We start from the raw sequence: 18,887 nt of genomic DNA, 5'->3' as shown, positions 1-18,887 counted from the left end.
GCGAACCCGCTCCCACAGACACTTACCGCTTAACCTGCAGAAACAGGATCACTCGAAGATCGATTCATACACCACGTCCGTGGACGTGACCTCCCGGCTGGCTTCGAGGACTGTCCTGGCTGCTAGACGCGCTCCCTGAACGGTCTCCTCAGTGACGCACTCAGAGATCTTCGTATGCAACCAGACTCCGGTGAAGTGCCCCTCGTTCATGATCGCTTTGAAGAGGCGTCCCAGCTCCTCCTCCGCAGTCGGCACCGGCTCCGGAGGAGGCTGATTGAGCTGGGCGACGGCCGCCGATAGCTGGTCCAGCCTCTGGTCCATGGCGGCCCTCAGTCCATCCAGCCGTTCAGCCATCTCCGCCGAGAGACGTTCGGCCTGCTTGCGCGCCTCCTCGGCCGTCCGTACCGCTTCCTCAGTTCGCCTTCTTCGCCCCACCCAATAGAAGCTCCTCTTCGGCGGTTCACCTGAACCTTCTGCGTAGGCTTCCATGCATCCCCTCGCCTGGATGTATGCACGATCCGACACCAGGAAGGTATGAACCACGCGATCGATCGACTAGGCATACTTCGGTGACGATAAGGGATCTTCCGCTGGCCCTCCGGTAAACTTCCTGAACCTCACAGCGGGTCGAAGAGAGCCGATGACGGCGCGGCCTGGCGGCTATGAGGCCACGCCGGTGCAGCGCTTCAACCTAGGATCGCGCCGTCCTCGCCGCGCTGTCGTCCAAGAACAATGATCTGGTAGCGCAACGCAAGGATAAGGCGCACAGTTATCTACCGTTGATGGCCACCTCGAGCAGGTCGATCGCCGAGCCGTTCGCGTCCCCGTTGAACGCCAACCTGACGTACTGGGCCCTGGCGCTCAGCGGGTACTGGTTGGCGAACCCGAAATCAGCCGTGCCCGTGGGCCCGTTGATCGTGCCGGCGTCGTTCCACGACACCCCGTCCTCGCTGGTCTGGACCTTGATGGTCTTGGGCGTGTTGAGATACTTCTGATCGAGGGAGTTGAAGGTGACGGCGATGCCGGAGACGTCAGAGCTCGCCCGGAGCTTGAACTGAATCCACGCCGCCTCGCCCGCCGGCACCGACCACTGCGATTGGTCGAAGTGAGTGCCTTCGATCGTCCGGCCGTCAACGAGGTTGGCCACGCCGTCCTGGTGACTCGAGGTGATCTCGGCAGCGCCCGCGAGGTTGCGGTACGGCAGCAGGTCCAGGAAGACCTTGTTGGTCGTCATGGTCTTGCCGTCCAGCGTCACGTCCGCCCACACGGCTGCTCTCGTGGGCTTCTCCACGGCGGGTGTGGTGATCTTGTTGCGCTTGAAAGCGAACGTGTCCACTTCCTGGATGGCGATCGGCTTGTACTTGTCGCCACCGCTCAGATCGACGATGCCGCCGTGCCATCTGATCTGCGCCGCGCCCAGTCCGATCGGTCCGCCCTTGGCCGACCTTCCTTGTATCGCGTAAGGCAGCCCATCGTTCAGCGGAAACGCGCCGTACGCCTCCTCTCCGACGACCACCAGGGATGCCTCGATCATGTCGTCGGCCGCATAGACGACGCGGTCTCTGACTCTGACCTTCAGCGTGCCCTGCTTGGTGACGCCCTCGTGCGTGCCCGTGACCGTGATGGTCGTGGTGCCGTTCGACACCGCGGTCACGACCCCTGGGCCGTGCACCGCCGCCACCGCGGGGTTCGCGCTGCGGAAGGTCACGTCTGAGAGCTTCGCCTTCAGTGCGGGGTAGGTCATGTATCCCTCGGCGCGAACCTTCAGCATCGAGGGGGCGACCTGCTCGGCGGTCGCGACGACGTCGGTCAGCTTGTACGTCCGGACCGGATCATCAGTCACGATCTTGATGATGGTGTCGACAGGATCCTCCCGCACATCGGCCAGGTTGATCGACAGGCTTTCTCCCCGCTGGCTGAACGAGGTGATCGGGACGCCGCTGTTGAGCCAGGTCACCGACGTCACCCGATGGCTGACCGGGCTGATGGTGAGGGACCTGCCGGGGATCACGTCGAAGCCCTTCTTGCCGTCCGGCCCCTTCATGATGTGCAGGTAGATGGTGTTGTCCCGGGCGGTCGCGTAACCCCATTGCGGACCGGTCGTGCCGTTCGGGAAGGCGAACTTCTCGTAGTTACCTCGTCCGTCGTCCTCGTAGCCGTAGCCGGACAGGAAGTACGGCGTCGTCCCGGTCGTGGACTCGTGTCTTTCCGGGCTGCCCTCCGGTGCGAACCAACCGATCAGGTTCTCTCTCACGTCGATGAACTCCTGAGCGGCCTTTGGATACCGGGTGGCGATCTCCTGGGGCGTGTGCCAGTTGGGACCGCGGCTGTCGATGATCGACTGATCGTTGTTGTCCGCGTATCCCCGGCCGGCGTTCATGACCATCTCCTTGGCCACCTGCCGGTAGTCGTCACGCTTGCCGTAGTACGGCGACAGCTCGTCCCTCGTGTGGATCATCTTCCAAGGTTCCATGATCGTCCGCTTGAGGAGGTGGTTGCGCGACGCGTTGGCGAAGATTCCCGACGCCTCGTCGGTCCGCAGGTCGGGGTCACCGTACTCCTCGCCCCAGGCGTTCGAGTTCACGATGATCTCGTTGGAGTAGTTGCGGATGCCGCTGTAGATGACGTCGAAGTTCTCCGACCTGTGCCCCTGGGGCCCGTCGAAGTACAGGTAACTCGGGTCATAGCGGTGGATGAGGTCGGCGATGTCCTGGACGGTCTTGTCGGTGTTCTGGGAGGCGTAGTACAGACCGAACCTGATGCCGTGACGCTTGACCGCCTGCTCGAACCTCTTGAGACCGTCGACGACCTTCCCGTTCTCGTCCTTCGGATAGTAGAGATGCCGGTCACTCTTCGGGTCACAGAACTTCGAGGGCCAGAAGTAGGCCTGCTGGTTCGTCTCGACCGACACCAGCGAGTGTCCTTGGGCCCTGGCTCTCTCCGCCCACCGGTCGACGGAGAAGTTCGGATCAACGAAGTAGCTGTAGACGGCGGTGGCGTGCGTCAGAGCGCCGACCCTGCCCTCTTCGAACCACTTGTTCGGGCGCTCCTTCACCGTGAGCGTGAAGTCCTTGGTGGCGCTGCCGCCCCTGGCGTCGGTCACCTGGACGGTGAGTTGATAGTCACCGGGCCTCGCGTTGACGCTGATGACACCCTTGGTGCTGTTCAGGTCAACCTTCCCGTCGACCAGGCCGTCCGCGATGGTGCCGTCGGCGTTCAACTCCAGGCCGTCGGGCAACTTCCCGCCGACCACCTTCCACGTGTAACCCGGCGCCCCTCCAGCGGCCATGAACTGGAACGCCGAGGCCGAGACACCATAGGCGTTGCCGCTGACGGACTTGTTCCAGACGTAGGGCCATTCCTTGTAGCCGACGGGCAACCCCTGCGACACGATCTTCAGGGTCTCCGACGGGCCCGCGACAGCGTCGACCAGGCCGGCGACGCGGTTGCCCGCCTTATCCGCGACCCGGCCGTAGAAGCCGAGGTAGGCCACGTTCTTGTCCTGAGCCACCGGCACGCCGTTCGCGTTCACGTCCTCGGTGTAGGTGTGCCTGATCTGGATCATCAGCTTGTTCCAGCCCTGGTGCAGCTGGACAGCGCTCTTCGTGAGATCTTTCTGCACCTCCGCGGGCGTGCTCGGACCCGTCATGCACCGGTCGTTGGCGAAGAGCCGGTAGGAACCGCTCGCCCCGACGTTGAAGGAGACCTGCTGCTCGACCGGGCTGTAGACGTACGTGTGCGCGTACACGTACTTGTTCCTGGTGTCCACGCCCCTCTTGACCGTGTAGTACCCGTAGAGATCCTGGTAGTCGTCGTAGTTGCGGTTGTAGACGCGGTCGTCGAAGTAGTCCCACGTCCTGCTCTCGCCGCCGAAGCTCAACGCCTCGCCGGCCTCGGGGGTGATCTTCGTCTTCCCGTCGGCGGGTTCCGCCCTGTTGTAGACCTCGATCTCGGCGATCCCGGTGATCGACGGGTACGGCACGCGGCCCTTGTCGATCTCCACCTTCATCTCGCGCACGTTCTTCAGCCCGGGCCGGGCCGAATAGACGGTGGGATCCGAGGTGCTGTCGACCTGGCCGGACTCCACCTTGCTCCCGTCATCCAGGGTGAAGGTGAGGTGGTACCACCTGTTCACGTGCCGCGAATCACCCCACTGCGCGATACGCACCTCGTTGAGCGCGATGGGCTCACGCCACTTGAGGTTCACCCACGGGCTGGAATCGTTCTCGGTCACCCACTGCTTCCTGGTGTCGCCATCAACCAGATAAGCGACCGGATTCACCGCAAGAGTCGATGACGAAGCCGTTATCTCCGACGCCTTTGGCGCCTCATTCACTGGCTCGCCGGCCTCGCATTCGTAGAGCTTCTCGACCACCGGCGAGTCGAACGGGCCCGACACCAGCCACGAGTTGATGAACGGCGCGTCCCCGGCCACCTGCTGCGCGTACGCCCTCGTGGTGAAGACGCCGAGGAGCAGCGATGCGATCGCCGTCAAAGCACATAAGACTCTTCGCAATGTTCCAGAACCTTTCTGGCCGGTGGCTGTCAGGCCTTGAGGCTTCCGGCCGACAGTCCCGAGCGCCAGTGCCGCTGCAGGACGATGAAGGCGATGACGAGAGGAACGACCGAGATCAGCGAGCCGGTGACCACCAGGTCGTACCAGGGCTGGTCCCGTAGCTGGCTGTTCCAGAAGTAGAGCCCCAGCGTGAGCGGCCAGAGCTTGTCGTCGGCGAGCATCATCAGTGGCAGGAAGAAGTTGTTCCAGATCCCGACGAACTGGAACAGGAAGATGGTGACCAGGGCGGGCGACATCAACCGCAGCGCGACGGTGAAGAAGATGCGCAGGTCACCGGCGCCGTCTATGCGCGCGGCGTCGATCAGTTCGTCGGATATGGAGGACGCCGCGTACACCCGGGCGAGGTAGACCCCGAACGGAGTCACGATGCTCGGGATCAGCACCGACCAGAACGTGTTGACGATGCCCGTGGAGGACGCGAGCAGGTAGAGCGGCAGCGCGAGCAGCGGCGGCGGGATCAGCACCGCGCCGATGATCACCGCGAACAGACCCTCGCGGCCCCGGAACGGGTACTTCGCCAGGGCGTACCCGGCCATCGCGGCGATGAGCGTCGCCATCACCGCACCGCCGCCCGAATACAGCAGGCTGTTGAGGATCCAGCGGGGGAAGGCGCCGTCGCTGTGGGAGAAGACGTTGACCACGTTGTCGGCAAGGTGCAGTTCCGACCCGAACCAGAAGCCGTTGGCGCCGAACAGGTCGCCTTTGGACTTGGTGGCCGAGACAATCAACCACCACACGGGCAGCAGAAAGTATCCGGCGATCGCGAACAACAGCACCAGGCTGCTCAGGCGGGTGACACGCTGCTGGACCATCATGTTCCCCTGCTGCTCAGGCGCAGGAAGCCGTAGGAGAAGACGAACGTCGCCAGTGCCAGGACCACCGCGATCGCGGCAGCGAAGTTGTAGTCGTTGAGCCCGAACGCCGCCTGGTAGGAGAGCATCACCGGGGTGTAGCCGCCGCTGATCACGGAGGCCATCGGCCGCAGCACCATCGGCTCGCCGAACAGTTGCAGCGTGCCGATGATGGAGAACACTCCGGTCAGGGTGAGCGAGGGGCGCAGCAGCGGAATCTTGATGTGCCACGCGATCCTCAAGCCGGAGCAGCCATCTACCTCCGCCGCTTCGAACAGCTCGCGTGGGATGGACCGCAGCGACGTGTGGAGGATCACCATGTTGTATCCCGTCCAGGACCAGGTGACGATGTTGCCGATCGACCACAGGATGGTGTCGGCGGAGAGGAAGTCGACCTTGGCGCCGGCGTTCTCGCCGAACGCGACCAGCGGGCTGATCCCTGGCACGTAGAGGAACGACCACAGGACTGCTGCGATCACTCCGGGAATGGCGAACGGCAGGAAGTAGGCCAGCCGGAAGAACCGCCCGAACCGCGCCACGCGGGAGTCCAGCACGAGGGCCAGCAGCAGCGCCAGCCCGAGCATCACGGGCACCTGGACCAGGCCGAAGGCGAGCACTCGGAGGACGCTGCCGACGAACGCGCTGTCGGCGAACACCCGCGCGTAGTTGGACAGCCCCGCGAATACGGTCTCGGCCGGACCTAACCCGAGCCCGGAGCGCCGCACCCGGAACAGGCTCTGGTAGACGGCGTATCCGATGGGGAGCACGAAGACTGCCCCGAACAGGACGACGAACGGCGCGAGCAGCAGGGCCGCCGCCCGGTGACGGCGGATCATCCTTCGACCTTCAGGCCCTTCGACTTCATCGCCTCCACCGTTCTGCCCTGCAGGACGTCCAGTTGGTCGGGCAGTGTGCCCTTCCCGGAGTACGCGACGTTGACGGAGTCCGTCAGGTCGGCCCCGAACTGCGACTGCGTCGGACCCCACTGCCAGTTCGTGTCGGTGTGCTGGGCCGCCTCGGCGAACACCTCGAAGATGTTTTGGCCACCGAAGTACTCGACGCCTGCGTTCACCTCGGGCAGCGACAGGCCCGCGGCGGCGGCCGGGTAGATGCCCGTCACCTTGATCAGGTTTTTCAAGCTGTCGGGGTTGGTGCTCATCCAGGTGGCGAACTCGACCGCTTCCTTCTTGTGCGCGCAACCCTTCAGCACGGCCGTGCTGGATCCGCCCTCGTTGCCGAATTTCTTCTCGCCCGCGGCCCACTGCGGCATCGGCGCGACGGCGAACTTGCCCTTCGCGGCAGGAGCGTTCTCCGCGATCAGCGGGTGCAGCCAGACCGCGCCGATAGCGGTGGCGACCTTGCCGGACTGCAACGCACTCCACCATGCGGCGCTGTAGCCCTCGTCGGTGACGTTCACCAGCTTCTTGTCGATGAGCCCCTGCCAGTACTCGGCCATCCTCTTGGTCTCGGATGAGTTGACCGTTACCTTCCATGTGTCACCCGCGGTGCCGAACCACTTGGCGCCGCTCTGCCAGGCCAGACCGGCCAGATCGACGGCCCGCAGGTTCAGGATGTACGCCTTCGGGTCGGCCTGGTGCAGCTTCTCGGCGGCCTTGGCGTACTCGTCCCAGGTCTTCGGTACGGCGATGCCGTACTTGTCGAAGACGTCCTTGCGGTAGTACATGGCCGTCGGGCCGGTGTCGACCGGGATGCCGTAGGTCCTGCCGACGATGGAGACCTGGTTCCAGGTCCACGGGATGAACTGCCCCTGGGCGCTTGCGGCCTCGCTGGTGACGTCCTCCAGGGCGTTCTCGAGCAGGAAGGTGGGCATCGACTCGAAGCCGACCTGTGCCAGGCAGGGCGCGTTCCCGGCCCTCACGGCCGTGAACATCTTGTCGTAGCCGCCCTTGCCGCCCGACGGCAGCTTGTTGAAGGTGACCTGGACGTCCTTGTGGCCGGCGTTGAACAGCTCGACAGCTTTGTCGTAGCCGGGCGCCCAGCCCCAGAACTCGAGTTTGACCGGACCGGCGCCACCATCGCTGCTGGGCGAGGGCGAGCCGCACGCCGTCAAGGCCAGAGGTAGCGCCACCACGGCCGCGGCGATCGTTTTCTTGTTCACTGCTGTCGTCTCCTTACCGGAACGCCACCGCCCGGGGGAACGGCGGCGGCGCTCAGACGTCTCGTGTGGTCAGGGGAGGTGGCGCACGCCGAGGGCGTCGTAGACCATCCACGAGCCGCCGGCTGTGGTGATGGTGATCGTGTTTTCGCCCTTTTGAGCTGGCCTTGCTGGTGTGGAAGGTCAGCACTCTTGTCGCGTGGCGACTAGTCCACCGCGGTGAGTACGGCCTGCTGCCCGTCCGCGACCGCGCTCACCAGCGGGAGTGGGAGTGGGAGTGGGTAACCCCGCGACAATGACCCCGCCCGGCTCCTCGGTGTTTGCTCATCTGCACTCCTGGGGGTCGAGACACCGATTACGCCAGCACCCGAGCAGCATGTATAGCATTTATCTGCGACAGAGAATCGTGGCGGCTGTCACCGATCTGGCCCGAATGACCAGGCATTATCTCGCCCGGATGCGGCTTCCCCAGTATGCGACCGGACATCTCATGGGTCAATAGTTCAGAACTATCTGCACAGTGTTCTTATAGATACTAAAAATCGAGGTAGCCGATCCCCGGGCCGGTGGGGGCGCAAAGGAGGCCGTCAGGCCCGACCGCCGGCTCGCGGATCACCGGGTTCGTAGGTGGTGTTGGGGATGGCCATGCACAGGGCCTGCCCGAGATAGAGGGCGTCGGCGAAGTCGAAGCCCGCGGAGCCGTCGTCCATGAGGGGGACCTCGTCACCGACGTGGGCCCGCAGTTTCTGGCAGAGCTCGGCGTCGGCGCGGGAGTTCGTGCCAGAGCGGGTCGCGGCCCAGCAGGTCCTCGCGGATCCTGCGCTTGACCAGGTCGGCCACGATCAGTCCGCGCCGCGTGTGCGCCTCGCCGATCAGGCCCTCGTCGGTGTGAATGCGCAGGACGCCGCCCACCACCGGCCCTTCCGAGCCCGGGAGCCCGGCCCGCCGACGAAGGGCGGCTGGGCGGGCAGCTCGACGAGCTCGATGGTCACATCAGTGATGCGCATGACCTCCTTCGTCTCAGGGGTTCGATCACGACGAGGCGTCATCGCGGGAGAAGACGCGGTGACGGATCTCCTCCTGGAACTGCCGCATCGTCATGTCGATGTGCTGGGTCATGAGTGCCACGGCCTGCTCCTCGTCGCCGGAGGCGACGGCGTGGGCGATCTGCAGATGCTGCTCGGCGGCCGCCACGAGCGATCCGCCCGCGACTCCTGCCAGCCCGATGATGCTGACCTGCCGCTGGAGGCGTTGCACCGATTCGATGGTCGCCGACAGGAACATGTTGGCCGCCGCGGCCGCGACCTCCCTGTGGAACTGCTCGTCGTCCCGGGTGAAGGCCTCGATGTCGTCGCGCGCCGCAGCCTCTGCCGAGAGCTGCGCCGCCTCACGGAGCGCCTTCACCTGCGCGGGGACGGCTCGCTGGGCCGCCAGGCGAGCCGTGGCGGACTCGATGTGCCGCCGGAACTCGAACATCTGGTCGACCTGTCCGAGGTCGGCGGGCAGGAACTGGGCGAACGACTCCCGCCAGGGGGCGTCCTCCGGCTCGGCGACGTAGATCCCCCGCCCCTTCTGCACGCTCAGCCTCTTCAGGGCCGAAAGGATCTTCACCGCCTCCCTCACGACCGTCCTGCTCATCTGAACGGCATCCGCCAGGTCCTTCTCCGTCGGCAGGCGGTCTCCCGGACGGAGCTCCTCCCGGACGATGTACTCGAGGATCCGCTCCGCGGCGATCTCGTAGCCGGGCCGGTAGGCGGCTTCTGAGCTCGGCTCTTGCGGAAGCGCTGATGGTTGGCTCAATCCCTTCCTCGTCTCTCGTGGGATCCGCTCACGGACCCATCCTATCCCAGAATGTTTCACATCTATAGAGCACCAGTATGGCGATGAATCGCATCTATAGGGTTGACGCGACGGATTTGCTATCTCACACTACAGATCACCTCGCGGGCTCACAGGCTCACAGGCTCACAGGCCCGACCTGAGGCCTCGCCTCCTCCTTCAAACACCGATCTTCCTCGAAGTATCAGATCAATCCCTTCGGAAGGAGCCTCAGATGCGTTCGAAGCCGCGGTGGAGGTCGTCAGTCGTGGTGATGGGGCTCCTGCTGAGCGCCGCCGCGTGTGGCGGCGCCGACTCCGGTGGCGGGAAGGTCGAGCTCAGCTACCGGATCTGAACCGAGGGACGCCTCGAGAATTTCGGCGACTCAGACGAGGCGACCATCAAGATCTGGAACCGCCGTTCGGACTACCACGAGGACGCCGACGACTGCCCCGTCGAGATTGCTCCTCCCGGCCCGGCGCTCGTCGCCTACTTCGACAACGGCCAGCACAAACGCACTCCCCAGATCCAGGAGGATCCGTGGACAGGCGCACCTTCATCGCCGCCGGTGCGGTGAGCTCCCTCACTGCGCTGACCATCACCAGTTCCCCCGCCCATGCCGATGCCGGCCCACCAACGATCACTGCCGGTTTCCTGTCGGCGGGTCTCTGGGCTGGTGATGTCCCCAGCGGCCGGGCATCGGTTAGCTCGACAAATGCAAGGAGGTAGCGTGAAGGGATTACGAAAGATCCAGTCCGGCGTCGTCGCAACTGCGATTGTGCTCGCACTTGCGGCGGCCGGCAGCGTTCTCACCGGACCGCAGGCCCGTGCGGCTCAGACGGGAGGGACCGCGCCGTATCTGAATCAGTGGGCGGTGTCCGGTCCGTACACCGATCCGGTGGTCGAGCAGTCTCCTGCTCCCGTCGTTCCCGCCCTGGGCGCGTCCCTGGTTGATCCGGCCGGCAAGGAAACATCCACCTGGCAGTACTTCGACGACCGTATCTTCAACCGGAACTACGACGACTACAACGACCTGATGGGCTATTTTGACGTCAAGCAGGGGCAGCCGACAGCCAACAAGTGGGTGGTGGCCGCAAGCTACGTCTACAGTCCGGTCGCGCAAACTGTTCAGTGGCAGGTGGGCGGATCGGGGCTGTACCGGCTGTTCGCCAACGACGCTCCGGCCGGGCAGCAGGACCGCGTCGCAGCTCGGGTGAGCAAGGATGGTACGAGACATCCGATCCAGCTGAACCAGGGCTGGAACAAGCTTCTCATCGAGATTCAGCACAAGAACACCGGTACCAACAAGAACTTCCTTGGCTTCTATGCGAGGCTCTGCGACGGTGCGGGTAACGTCGTTCCCGGGCTGACGTACTCGGTCACCGGGCCGAACGTGGCCGACAATCAGCTCACCATCGTCACCAAGGGGCTGAGCATCGACCGGCATGCATTCGATGCGCGCAACGCGGATGTCCCGGCGAACGACTACCCGTCCAACACACTGCCGTTCGCCTACGACGAGAACCCGTATGTCGGCATGGTGGCAAAGATCGACGGCAACCGAAACACGTCGAGCATTGCTCCGCAGGCGTCCTCCTTCGCCTTCCAGGCGGCCGGCGGCAGTCCCGGCTACTCCTGGACACTCGCCGACGGTCAGTTGCCCACCGGCCTGACGCTGGCGCCGGACGGCCACATCGACGGCACGGTCTCGGACGGCGCCAACGGCGCATCACAGAAGGACTACACCTTCACCGTGAAGGTGACCGATGCCCGCGGTTCCTCAACAACGAAGCCGTACACCATAACGGTCAAGAAGAACCCGGTCGACTGGTTCATCGAGGGCAAGATGTCGGCCCTGTCGCACACCACCGGCACGATGCCGAACCTGTACGACCCGAACTTCAACTACGACGAGTGGGCACAGACGGCCAAAGAGATGGGCATGACTCTGCTCTCGACCGAGAGCCTGCAGAACACCATCTACTACTGGCCGTCGCCGAACGCCAACCTGACCCCGAACAACGCCAACAAGCAGTACAAGTACAACGCCCTGTTCCAGTCCGCGGACGGCGGCTGGCAGGTCCGGGACCGGGTGCTGCAGGCCAAACAGGCTGCCGAGCGGTACGGGTTGAAGTTCGGCGTCTACCTGTCTTCACTCTACGAAGGATCCGAGATCCTCGAAAGCGATATCCAAGGTCTGGTCGCACGATACAACCCGTGGTACCTCTTCGCCGATGGCGGTCCGGAGAGCTACTCCAATCCCGACGTCGCCTGGAGCTCCGCGCGTAACTACAACGATCGGGTCCTGATCGATGCGAACCCCAACGCGCAGACCGGCGACCAGGACATCACTCTTCACGAGCGTCCGTTCTGGAACAGCGAACCGTACAACGAGGGTGGCTGGCGTGCCGGGATTCTGCCGCAAGCCAGAAAAGTTGCGCATGAGGAATGGAACGACCCGTACACGACGGCACTCGACGTCTGGACGCAGTACGCCAAGGGGAACGAACGTGACAACTGGGCCGAAGCCACGAAGGAACTGATCAACCAGTACGGTCACGGCTATGTCATGAACTACGACTCCTCCATCACCGTGACTCGTGGCATGGACAACCTGAGCAGCAACCTGGACAACACGAACATCTTCTCAATGGTGCCGATCTCCTCGCAGCAGCTGTCGGACATGCGGACTTCGATCGTGAAGTGGATGGACAACGGGCGCGGACCCGATCTTCGCGAGTCGATGTACGGCACTATGCCGTACACCATGGACTACACCCTGAAGCCCGGCTGGTACACCGACCCGCAGAAGGCGATCGCTCATGGGCAGGGGCCGGACTGGGGCTACGCCATGTCCCGCGACCAGTACGTCTACATGCACATGATCAAGAACCAAATCGCGGGCGTGGCGAAGGCGGGATTCGCCGGCCAATCGCTGATGAGCCGCATCGGCCCCTTCGACTATCCGGTAGACCAGGTCCAGTGGCTGAACAAGGGCAACTCTCTGCCCTTCACGACAGAGAATGTGAACGGCAAGTACTACATCTCGATCGACACGTCCGATGTCACGGCAGATCCCATTGACACCATCATCAAGATTCGGACCAAGAGCCCGGTCAGAAAGTACACGATGACGAGTGTCAAGCTCTTCAGCAGCCAGACTGCGGCAAACAGTCTGCAACTGCGGGCCGAGAGCTACATGAACAACTACACCAACGTCCTCGCACCCGCCAAGCTCAAGTTCACGAGTAGCAATGTGCGGGTCGCTACCGTGGGAGCGGCAACGGGCCTGGTCAAGGCCGCCGGCGACGGTGCCGCCACCATCACCGTGACGGCAACCTACGACGATGGTGTGAACCGTCCTCAGGTCATGACCGACACCTACCCGGTCAAGGTGCAGGGCCGCGCCATCTCGGCCGCACTTCCACTTGTTGGCGTGAACATGCTCACCGACGGCGCGCTGTTCTGGGGACAGTTCGCCACTGACAGAGATGTTCCGGTGACGTTCAAGGGCTACACCCGAAAAGGCGGCGAGGTCGACATTCTCGACGCTTCGAGCATCAAGTACCACTATGCGACGGTCGACGGCAGGCGCGACAACTCCGCAGGTAAGATCGTGGTCACCGAGGTGCCGGTCGACCAGTCACCGTTCATTGTCACAGGCAACGCGATGCGGTTCACCGGCAAGGTTTCCGCCGCCACGATGTACAGCTACTGGGCAGACGTGACGGTGGACGGGAAGACCTATACCTCGACTCGGAACTACATCACGCTGCTTCCGGACGCGAACGTGGCGTCCGGAATAACGCCGAAGGTGACAACAGACAACGGGCACGCCAGGCTGTTGTCCGACGGAACGATCAATGACACGACCGGCGGCAATCTCACGAAGTGGTCGGCGCCGGCGGGCGACGAGAATCCGAGCATCACCTACGATCTGGGCAAGATGCAGGACCTCTCGCGGGTCAACATCTTCTTCAACCACCACATGCCGAATGCCGACAACGTCACTTACTACAACGTGCCGAAGAAGGTGAAGATCGAGTACAGCGTCGACGGCTCGCAGTGGACCACCGGCAACGAGACGAATACCGTGTCCGGCGCCGGGCTGCCGACGTCGAGGAACACGCTGGCCGTTCCGCGCAGCGACACGACGTTGTACGCGTGGGAACAGGAAGGCCTGTACTACAACTATCCGGTCGATCCTGGCCGGCCCAGCGTGCACGCACGTTATGTGAGGGTTTCCTTCCCGGGCGGTGGCCAGGACGGCAGTCCGATCGATGTGCTGGAAGTCCGGGTGTTCTCGCTGAGAGATCTGACCGCCCTGGGCAGTCTCGAGCTGCAACCGAAGGCCGGTGCGGACAGCCGGACGGCAACGATCGATGTCAAGGGTTACTCCTTCCTCGGTGCGCCTGTCGACCTGAGGGGTGCGGAGGTCGCGATCACCAGCGACAACCCGTCCGTGGTGGCCGTCGGCGCAGACAAGGTGCTGTCGTCGGGCGGGGCGGGGAGGGCACGGATCAACGTCACTGCGGAGCTGGCCGGCTACCGGGCCGACGACTACTTCTACGTCGACGTTGATACGGACGGACGCATGTCGTTCCCCACGTTTCTGAAGCAGGTGAAGCTTGCGCTGAGCGGCAGCTCCATCAGGGTGAACGAACCGCTCGTCGGCATGATCGAGGGAACTCTGAACACCGGTGAGAAGGCGAACCTGTCGAAGGCAGAGATCGAGTATGTGTTCAGCGACAGCAGACTGGCAGCCGTACCGGGCAGCAACACCATCGTGCTGAAACAACCGATCGCCAGCGGGTTCCAGGCGACCGCAAAGGCGGTCGTGAAGCTGGACGGCGTGGCGGTGGAGTCGAACCTGGAGACGATGACGGCGCAAGGCGATAACATCGCGGGCTCGGCCACGGTCACGGTGTCCTCGGTTCGCGACCGAAACGGTGTCCCCGATGGCAACAACCAGGACGACCGCTATCTGGGAACGAAGGCGACGGACGGCAACAAGGCGACGTCCTGGGCGGCGAAGCAGGCGGACCGCAACCCGTGGATCAAACTTCAGTTCCCGTCCCCGGTGGAGATCGACCGCATCAACCTGGTCGACCGCGGCGCCGCCATCAACCAGATTGTGGAAGGCGTGTTGGAATGGGATGGCGGCAGCAAGAAAGTGACCGGGATCCGGTGGGACGGTCAGCCGGACAACGTCGTGACGTTCGATACTCCGGTCAAGACAGGCTGGGTGAAGTTCACCATCGATCCTGACAACACCTACAACAATCCGAGCGGTGCGGAGTGCGGATTGGCCGAGTTCGGCGTGTTCGAGGTGCAGAATCCGAAGGCCATCGTAGATTTCAGATCGGTTGCCGTCGATACGGCAATCGGCAAGGTTCCAACGCTGCCTGCGCAGACCGAGGCCGTTTACAGTGACGGCACGACCGGATCCGTCGATGTGACCTGGGAACCAGTTACCCCGGACATGGTGGCCAAGAGTGGATGGTTCACCGTCCGTGGTGTCGTAGCGGGAACGTCTGTCAAGGCGACAGCTGTCGTCAACGTCGCGGATCGGTAGTCGCGGGCGATAGTGAACGATGTGCCGTCAACCAGGAACTCACGGTGTCCTGAGCGCGGCCAACTCTCGGACTGGGACGGCACCGGGGATCATCGGCGGGCCATGACCGTCGAACCCTGACCGGTGGAGGAGGCTTGACTCCAGTGGCCCCGAGGCATCGCACGATTCCTCGGGGCCGCTCCGTGACCGAACCGTGGATCATCGAGCTCCGCGCTGATCACGTTCGTGCCGCGTATAGAACCGACATCGCAGAGTGTTCGCATGGATACGCTCCGTGGTCGTAATCTTGGAGTGCACACACGACTCGCTACCCCTCACGGAGAGCGCATGCACACCTCTACCCCTCGGCCAGACCACCACCGAGGCCTCCTCGTTCGCCGCGCCGCAGGAGCCGCCGCGGGTGCCGCGGCGGCTGCGGGGCTACTGCTGGCCGTGACCGCTCCCGCCCACGCCCACGCCGAGACCACGAAGGCTTACACCACCCCGGGCACCTACACCTTCACCGTGCCCACGGGCGTCTCCCGGATCCACGTGGCGTTGACCGGGGGCGGCGGAGGCGGCGGCTTTGCGACGGCCAACCCTGGTAGCTACGGCGATGGTGGCGGCGGTGGCGGCGCCACCGCAAACTGCACGCTGGCGGTGCGCCCCGGCGACCTCCTGACCATCACCGTCGGCACCGGAGGCGACCGAAGCCCCGTCGCCGCCGCACCTGGCAGGAAAACGACCATCAGCTACCCCAACGCCGGCGGCGCGAGCGCCTCGGGCGGCTACGGCGGCCACGGCAGACGCGGCGGTCTGGGAGGTTCCGGCACTGTGTGCGACGGCACCCACGTCACGCTGGCCGTGGGCGAGCCCGGCGCCAACGGTGAAGGTGGGCTGTACGGGGCCGCAGGGGCCGGAGGTGCTCCCGGGGCTGGAGTACACCGCGCCTGCCCCGCCGGGACGGGCACCGGAGGGAAGGGCAGAGACGCCCAATTCGCCCCCAACAGGACCGATCGCTCCCCGGGCAAACCCGGCTGCGCCGTCCTCACCTACTGACACCCCGGACAGCACCGGAACCCGGTCAGCCCCCGCCACCGCGGGGGCTCTTCCATGTCCGGCGACACCCGGGGATCGACCCGGCACCCGCCCCCTCGTCAGGCCGCACCTGCGTGGTGAACCCATCGTCCTCTTCGCGGCCGACGACGGGGTGCTCCGGGCGGGCGATCTCCACGCTTGATCGTCCGCCGGGACGAACCGGCGAGCCGCCTGTGGTGGAAACGGACGAACGTGGTCCGGTTGACCTGGCCTATGCTCCAGCGGACATGGAGTCAGGAGGGATGCCGGTGTCGAGGTTCGATGAGATCAGCACGTGGCTGCGAAACCGGCTGCCGGACCTGCTCGCCGAGAACCGGGTGCCCGGGGCGGCGGTGGCGGTCTGCGCCGGCGACGAGTCGGTCGACGTCGCGGCCGGGGTGCTGAGCACGGCCACTGGCGTCGAGGCCACGACCGGCTCGCTCTTCCAGATCGGCTCGATCACCAAGGTGCTGACCGCGACGCTGGCAATGCAGCTGGTCGATGAGCGCAGGCTCGACCTCGACACGCCGGTGCGGGCCTACCTGCCCGGCTTCGTGATCGCCGACGAGCGCGCGGCTGTGCGGATCACCGTGCGGCAGCTGCTGTGCCACGTCTCGGGCTTCGAGGGCGACATCTTCACCGACACCGGCAAGGGCGACGACTGCCTCGAGAAGTACGTCGACCTCTTGCACGAGGTACCGCAGCTGTTCGAGCCAGGAGAGATGTTCTCCTACAACAACGCCGGCTTCTGCGTATTGGGGCGAATCGTCGAGGTTGTCCGGGGCAGGCCGTTCGACGACTGCATGCGGGCGCACGTGTTCGAGCCCCTGGGCCTTACACACGCTGCGAACGACCCGTACGACGCGATCCTCCACCGCACCGCGGTCGGGCACATCGAGCAGGAGCCCGACGGCCCACTCGAACCCACCCGCGTCTGGGCGCTGGCCCGATCGAACGCGCCGGCCGGCTCGATGCTGGCGATGCGCGCCCGCGACCTGCTGGCCTTCGCCCGCATGCACCTGGCCGGCGGCCGGGGGCCGGACGGCCGCGCCGTGCTCAGCCAGGAGAGCGTCCGCGCCATGCGGCAGCCGCAAGTCACTCAGCCCGACCTCGACCAGGGCACCGGCTGGGGCCTCGGCTGGGAGCTCTTCCACCGCCCCGGCCGGGCGATCTTCGGCCACGACGGCAACACCATCGGCCAGTCAGCGTTCCTACGCGTGGTCCCGGAGCGCGACGTGGCGCTGGTGATCCTCACCAACGGCGGCTCCCCGAAGCCGGTCTTCCGCGAGCTCGCCGGGCGTGTGCTCGGCGAGCTCGCCGGGGTCGAGCCGGGCGAGGCGCCCCGGCCGGACCCGGCCGCGCCCCTGCTGGACGCCGCCCGCTACGCCGGCACCTACCTGTCGAGCACCTCACGGACCACGGTGAGCCAGGACCCCGAAGGGCGGCTGTGGCTGGACCGCGTCCCCCTCGGCGTCACCGCCGACCTGGACGAGGCGCCCTACCGCACTGAGCTGGTCGCCTGGCGCGGCGACTCGGTGCTCCCGGCCGAATCCGAACGGGGCGTCCGCGCGCCGCTCGCCTTCCTCGGAGACGACGGGCAAGGGCGCGCCCTCTACCTGCACACCGGCCGGGCCGACCGGCGCGTGCCGTCCTGAACGCCTAGATCTTCGTACCGCCTATGACCATTGGCGCCCAGCCGTATGTCCTGGAGTCAGTCGTCTAGCCGTTCACGGTTCCCGGACATCAGTTCGTCCCGGTGGACGAACGCGGACTTCAAGGTTCGATCGAAGCGACGAACACCACCAGGGCATCGCGCCCCACTATCGTCGAATGCATTGGGAGAGCACGGCCTTGAGCACGGCCGATGGTTCCAGGAACGCGGATGGCGGCCGCGTGCTGACGATCCGTGACCTGTCGGTCGAGATCCGGCGGGGCGATCGGGTCGTCCGCCCCGTCTCCGGCGTCAGCCTGGCGCTCGACCGGGGCGAGACGCTGGGGATCGTCGGCGAGACCGGGTCCGGCAAGTCGATGACCGGTCTGGCGATCATGGGCATGCTGCCGGCCGGCGGCCGGGTCACCGCAGGTTCGATCAACTTGGACGGCAGGGAGCTCGTCGGGCTGCCCGCCGCGCAGTACCGCGCGATCCGGGGCAACGACGTGGCGATGGTCTTCCAGGACTCGATGACCGCGCTGAACCCGACCAAGCGCATCGGCGAGCAGGTCGCCGAGCCGGTTCGGCTGCACCGCGGCGCCTCGAAGCGGGAGGCGCGCGCCCGCGCCGAGGAGATGCTGGCCCTCGTGGGGTTGCCGCGGCCGGCCGAGCGGCTGGACGACTTCCCGCACCAGCTCTCCGGCGGCATGCGGCAGCGCGTGATGATAGCGATGGCGCTGGTCTGCGAGCCTCGGCTCGTCATCGCCGACGAGCCGACCACCGCGCTCGACGTCACCATCCAGGCGGAGATCCTCGACCTCCTCGACGACCTCAGGTCCCGGCTGGGCATGTCGATGATCCTGGTAACCCACGACATGGGGGTGATCGCCCGGCACGCCGACCGCGTCGGGGTGATGTACGCCGGACGTGTGGCCGAGACAGGGCCGACGCCCGTGTTGTTCGGCCGGACGCGGCACCGCTACACCCAGGCGCTGCTCTCCTCGATCCCGTCGCTCACGCAGGACCGGTGCGAGGAGCTCTTCAGCATCCCCGGGGCGCCGCCGGACCTGACCGTGGTCCAGACGGGCTGCCCGTTCGCGCCGCGCTGCGCCGCCGTGACCGACCGGTGCCGCGAGGAGCCCCCGCCGCCCGCGGCCGAGGCCGATGACCATGTTTACGCCTGCTGGCACCCCGCCGACGGCCCGGCCGTCAGGGGCCGCGCGCGACTGGTCGTCCCGGCGCCG

General features: G+C 65.3%; 12 protein-coding genes. 4 read left to right on the top strand and 8 right to left on the bottom strand.

The annotated features are described in order from the left end of the window. Positions 1-48: 48 nt before the first annotated feature. The 8 genes from ABZ297_RS40660 to ABZ297_RS40625 all read right to left on the bottom strand — a co-directional run bounded on the left by ABZ297_RS40660 (position 49) and on the right by ABZ297_RS40625 (position 9,343). Positions 49-489, bottom strand: a complete 441-nt coding sequence (locus ABZ297_RS40660; RefSeq protein ID WP_355357766.1) for a hypothetical protein — start codon at positions 487-489, stop codon at positions 49-51. A gap of 280 nt (positions 490-769) precedes the next feature. Next, the gene (locus ABZ297_RS40655; protein ID WP_355357763.1) at positions 770-4,495 is read right to left on the bottom strand and encodes a discoidin domain-containing protein; all 3,726 of its coding nucleotides are present in this window, start codon (positions 4,493-4,495) and stop codon (positions 770-772) included. Between the two features lie 50 nt (positions 4,496-4,545). After that, the gene (locus ABZ297_RS40650) at positions 4,546-5,391 is read right to left on the bottom strand and encodes a carbohydrate ABC transporter permease (protein ID WP_355357760.1); all 846 of its coding nucleotides are present in this window, start codon (positions 5,389-5,391) and stop codon (positions 4,546-4,548) included. Further along, a complete protein-coding gene (locus tag ABZ297_RS40645; protein ID WP_355357757.1) occupies positions 5,388-6,263 on the bottom strand; it encodes a sugar ABC transporter permease in 876 nt (291 codons plus the stop codon). The genes ABZ297_RS40650 and ABZ297_RS40645 overlap by 4 nt, the downstream gene beginning before the upstream one ends. After that, on the bottom strand, positions 6,260-7,546 hold the full coding sequence (locus tag ABZ297_RS40640) for a sugar ABC transporter substrate-binding protein (RefSeq protein WP_355357754.1): 1,287 nt from the start codon (positions 7,544-7,546) through the stop codon (positions 6,260-6,262). Before ABZ297_RS40640 ends, ABZ297_RS40645 begins: the two co-directional genes overlap by 4 nt. A 584-nt stretch (positions 7,547-8,130) precedes the next feature. Continuing rightward, positions 8,131-8,253: a hypothetical protein gene (locus ABZ297_RS40635; RefSeq protein WP_355357752.1), complete on the bottom strand. Its 123-nt coding sequence runs from the start codon at positions 8,251-8,253 to the stop codon at positions 8,131-8,133. A gap of 13 nt (positions 8,254-8,266) precedes the next feature. Next, complete coding sequence (locus tag ABZ297_RS40630) at positions 8,267-8,458, bottom strand: hypothetical protein (protein ID WP_355357749.1); 192 nt, start codon at positions 8,456-8,458, stop codon at positions 8,267-8,269. Positions 8,459-8,575: 117 nt separating this feature from the next. After that, on the bottom strand, positions 8,576-9,343 hold the full coding sequence (locus ABZ297_RS40625) for an FCD domain-containing protein (protein ID WP_355357746.1): 768 nt from the start codon (positions 9,341-9,343) through the stop codon (positions 8,576-8,578). A 748-nt stretch (positions 9,344-10,091) separates the two neighbouring features. Between ABZ297_RS40625 and ABZ297_RS40620 the strand changes: the two genes are divergently transcribed. The 4 genes from ABZ297_RS40620 to ABZ297_RS40605 all read left to right on the top strand — a co-directional run. Next, positions 10,092-14,936, top strand: coding sequence for a discoidin domain-containing protein (locus ABZ297_RS40620; protein WP_355357743.1), 4,845 nt, complete (start codon positions 10,092-10,094; stop codon positions 14,934-14,936). A gap of 432 nt (positions 14,937-15,368) precedes the next feature. Then, positions 15,369-15,974: a glycine-rich domain-containing protein gene (locus tag ABZ297_RS40615; protein ID WP_355357740.1), complete on the top strand. Its 606-nt coding sequence runs from the start codon at positions 15,369-15,371 to the stop codon at positions 15,972-15,974. A gap of 287 nt (positions 15,975-16,261) precedes the next feature. Then, positions 16,262-17,647 carry a serine hydrolase domain-containing protein gene (locus ABZ297_RS40610; protein WP_355357737.1) on the top strand — a complete coding sequence of 462 codons (1,386 nt, stop codon included), beginning with the start codon at positions 16,262-16,264 and terminating at the stop codon, positions 17,645-17,647. Positions 17,648-17,885: 238 nt separating this feature from the next. Next, on the top strand, positions 17,886-18,887 hold a 1,002-nt coding region (locus ABZ297_RS40605), incomplete at its 3' end, for an ABC transporter ATP-binding protein (protein WP_355357734.1).

Source organism: Nonomuraea sp. NPDC005983, assembly GCF_040614375.1.
Classification (GTDB): Bacteria; Actinomycetota; Actinomycetes; order Streptosporangiales; family Streptosporangiaceae; genus Nonomuraea.
This window is presented reverse-complemented; position numbering and strand designations above follow the sequence as displayed.

Bases quoted from the DNA above. Each gene is read 5' to 3' on its own strand.
- ABZ297_RS40660 (WP_355357766.1), bottom strand. From the start codon at position 489: ATGGAAGCCTACGCAGAAGGTTCAGGTGAACCGCCGAAGAGGAGCTTC.
- ABZ297_RS40650 (WP_355357760.1), bottom strand. From the start codon at position 5,391: ATGATGGTCCAGCAGCGTGTCACCCGCCTGAGCAGCCTGGTGCTGTTG.
- ABZ297_RS40645 (WP_355357757.1), bottom strand. From the start codon at position 6,263: ATGATCCGCCGTCACCGGGCGGCGGCCCTGCTGCTCGCGCCGTTCGTC.
- ABZ297_RS40635 (WP_355357752.1), bottom strand. From the start codon at position 8,253: ATGGACGACGGCTCCGCGGGCTTCGACTTCGCCGACGCCCTCTATCTC.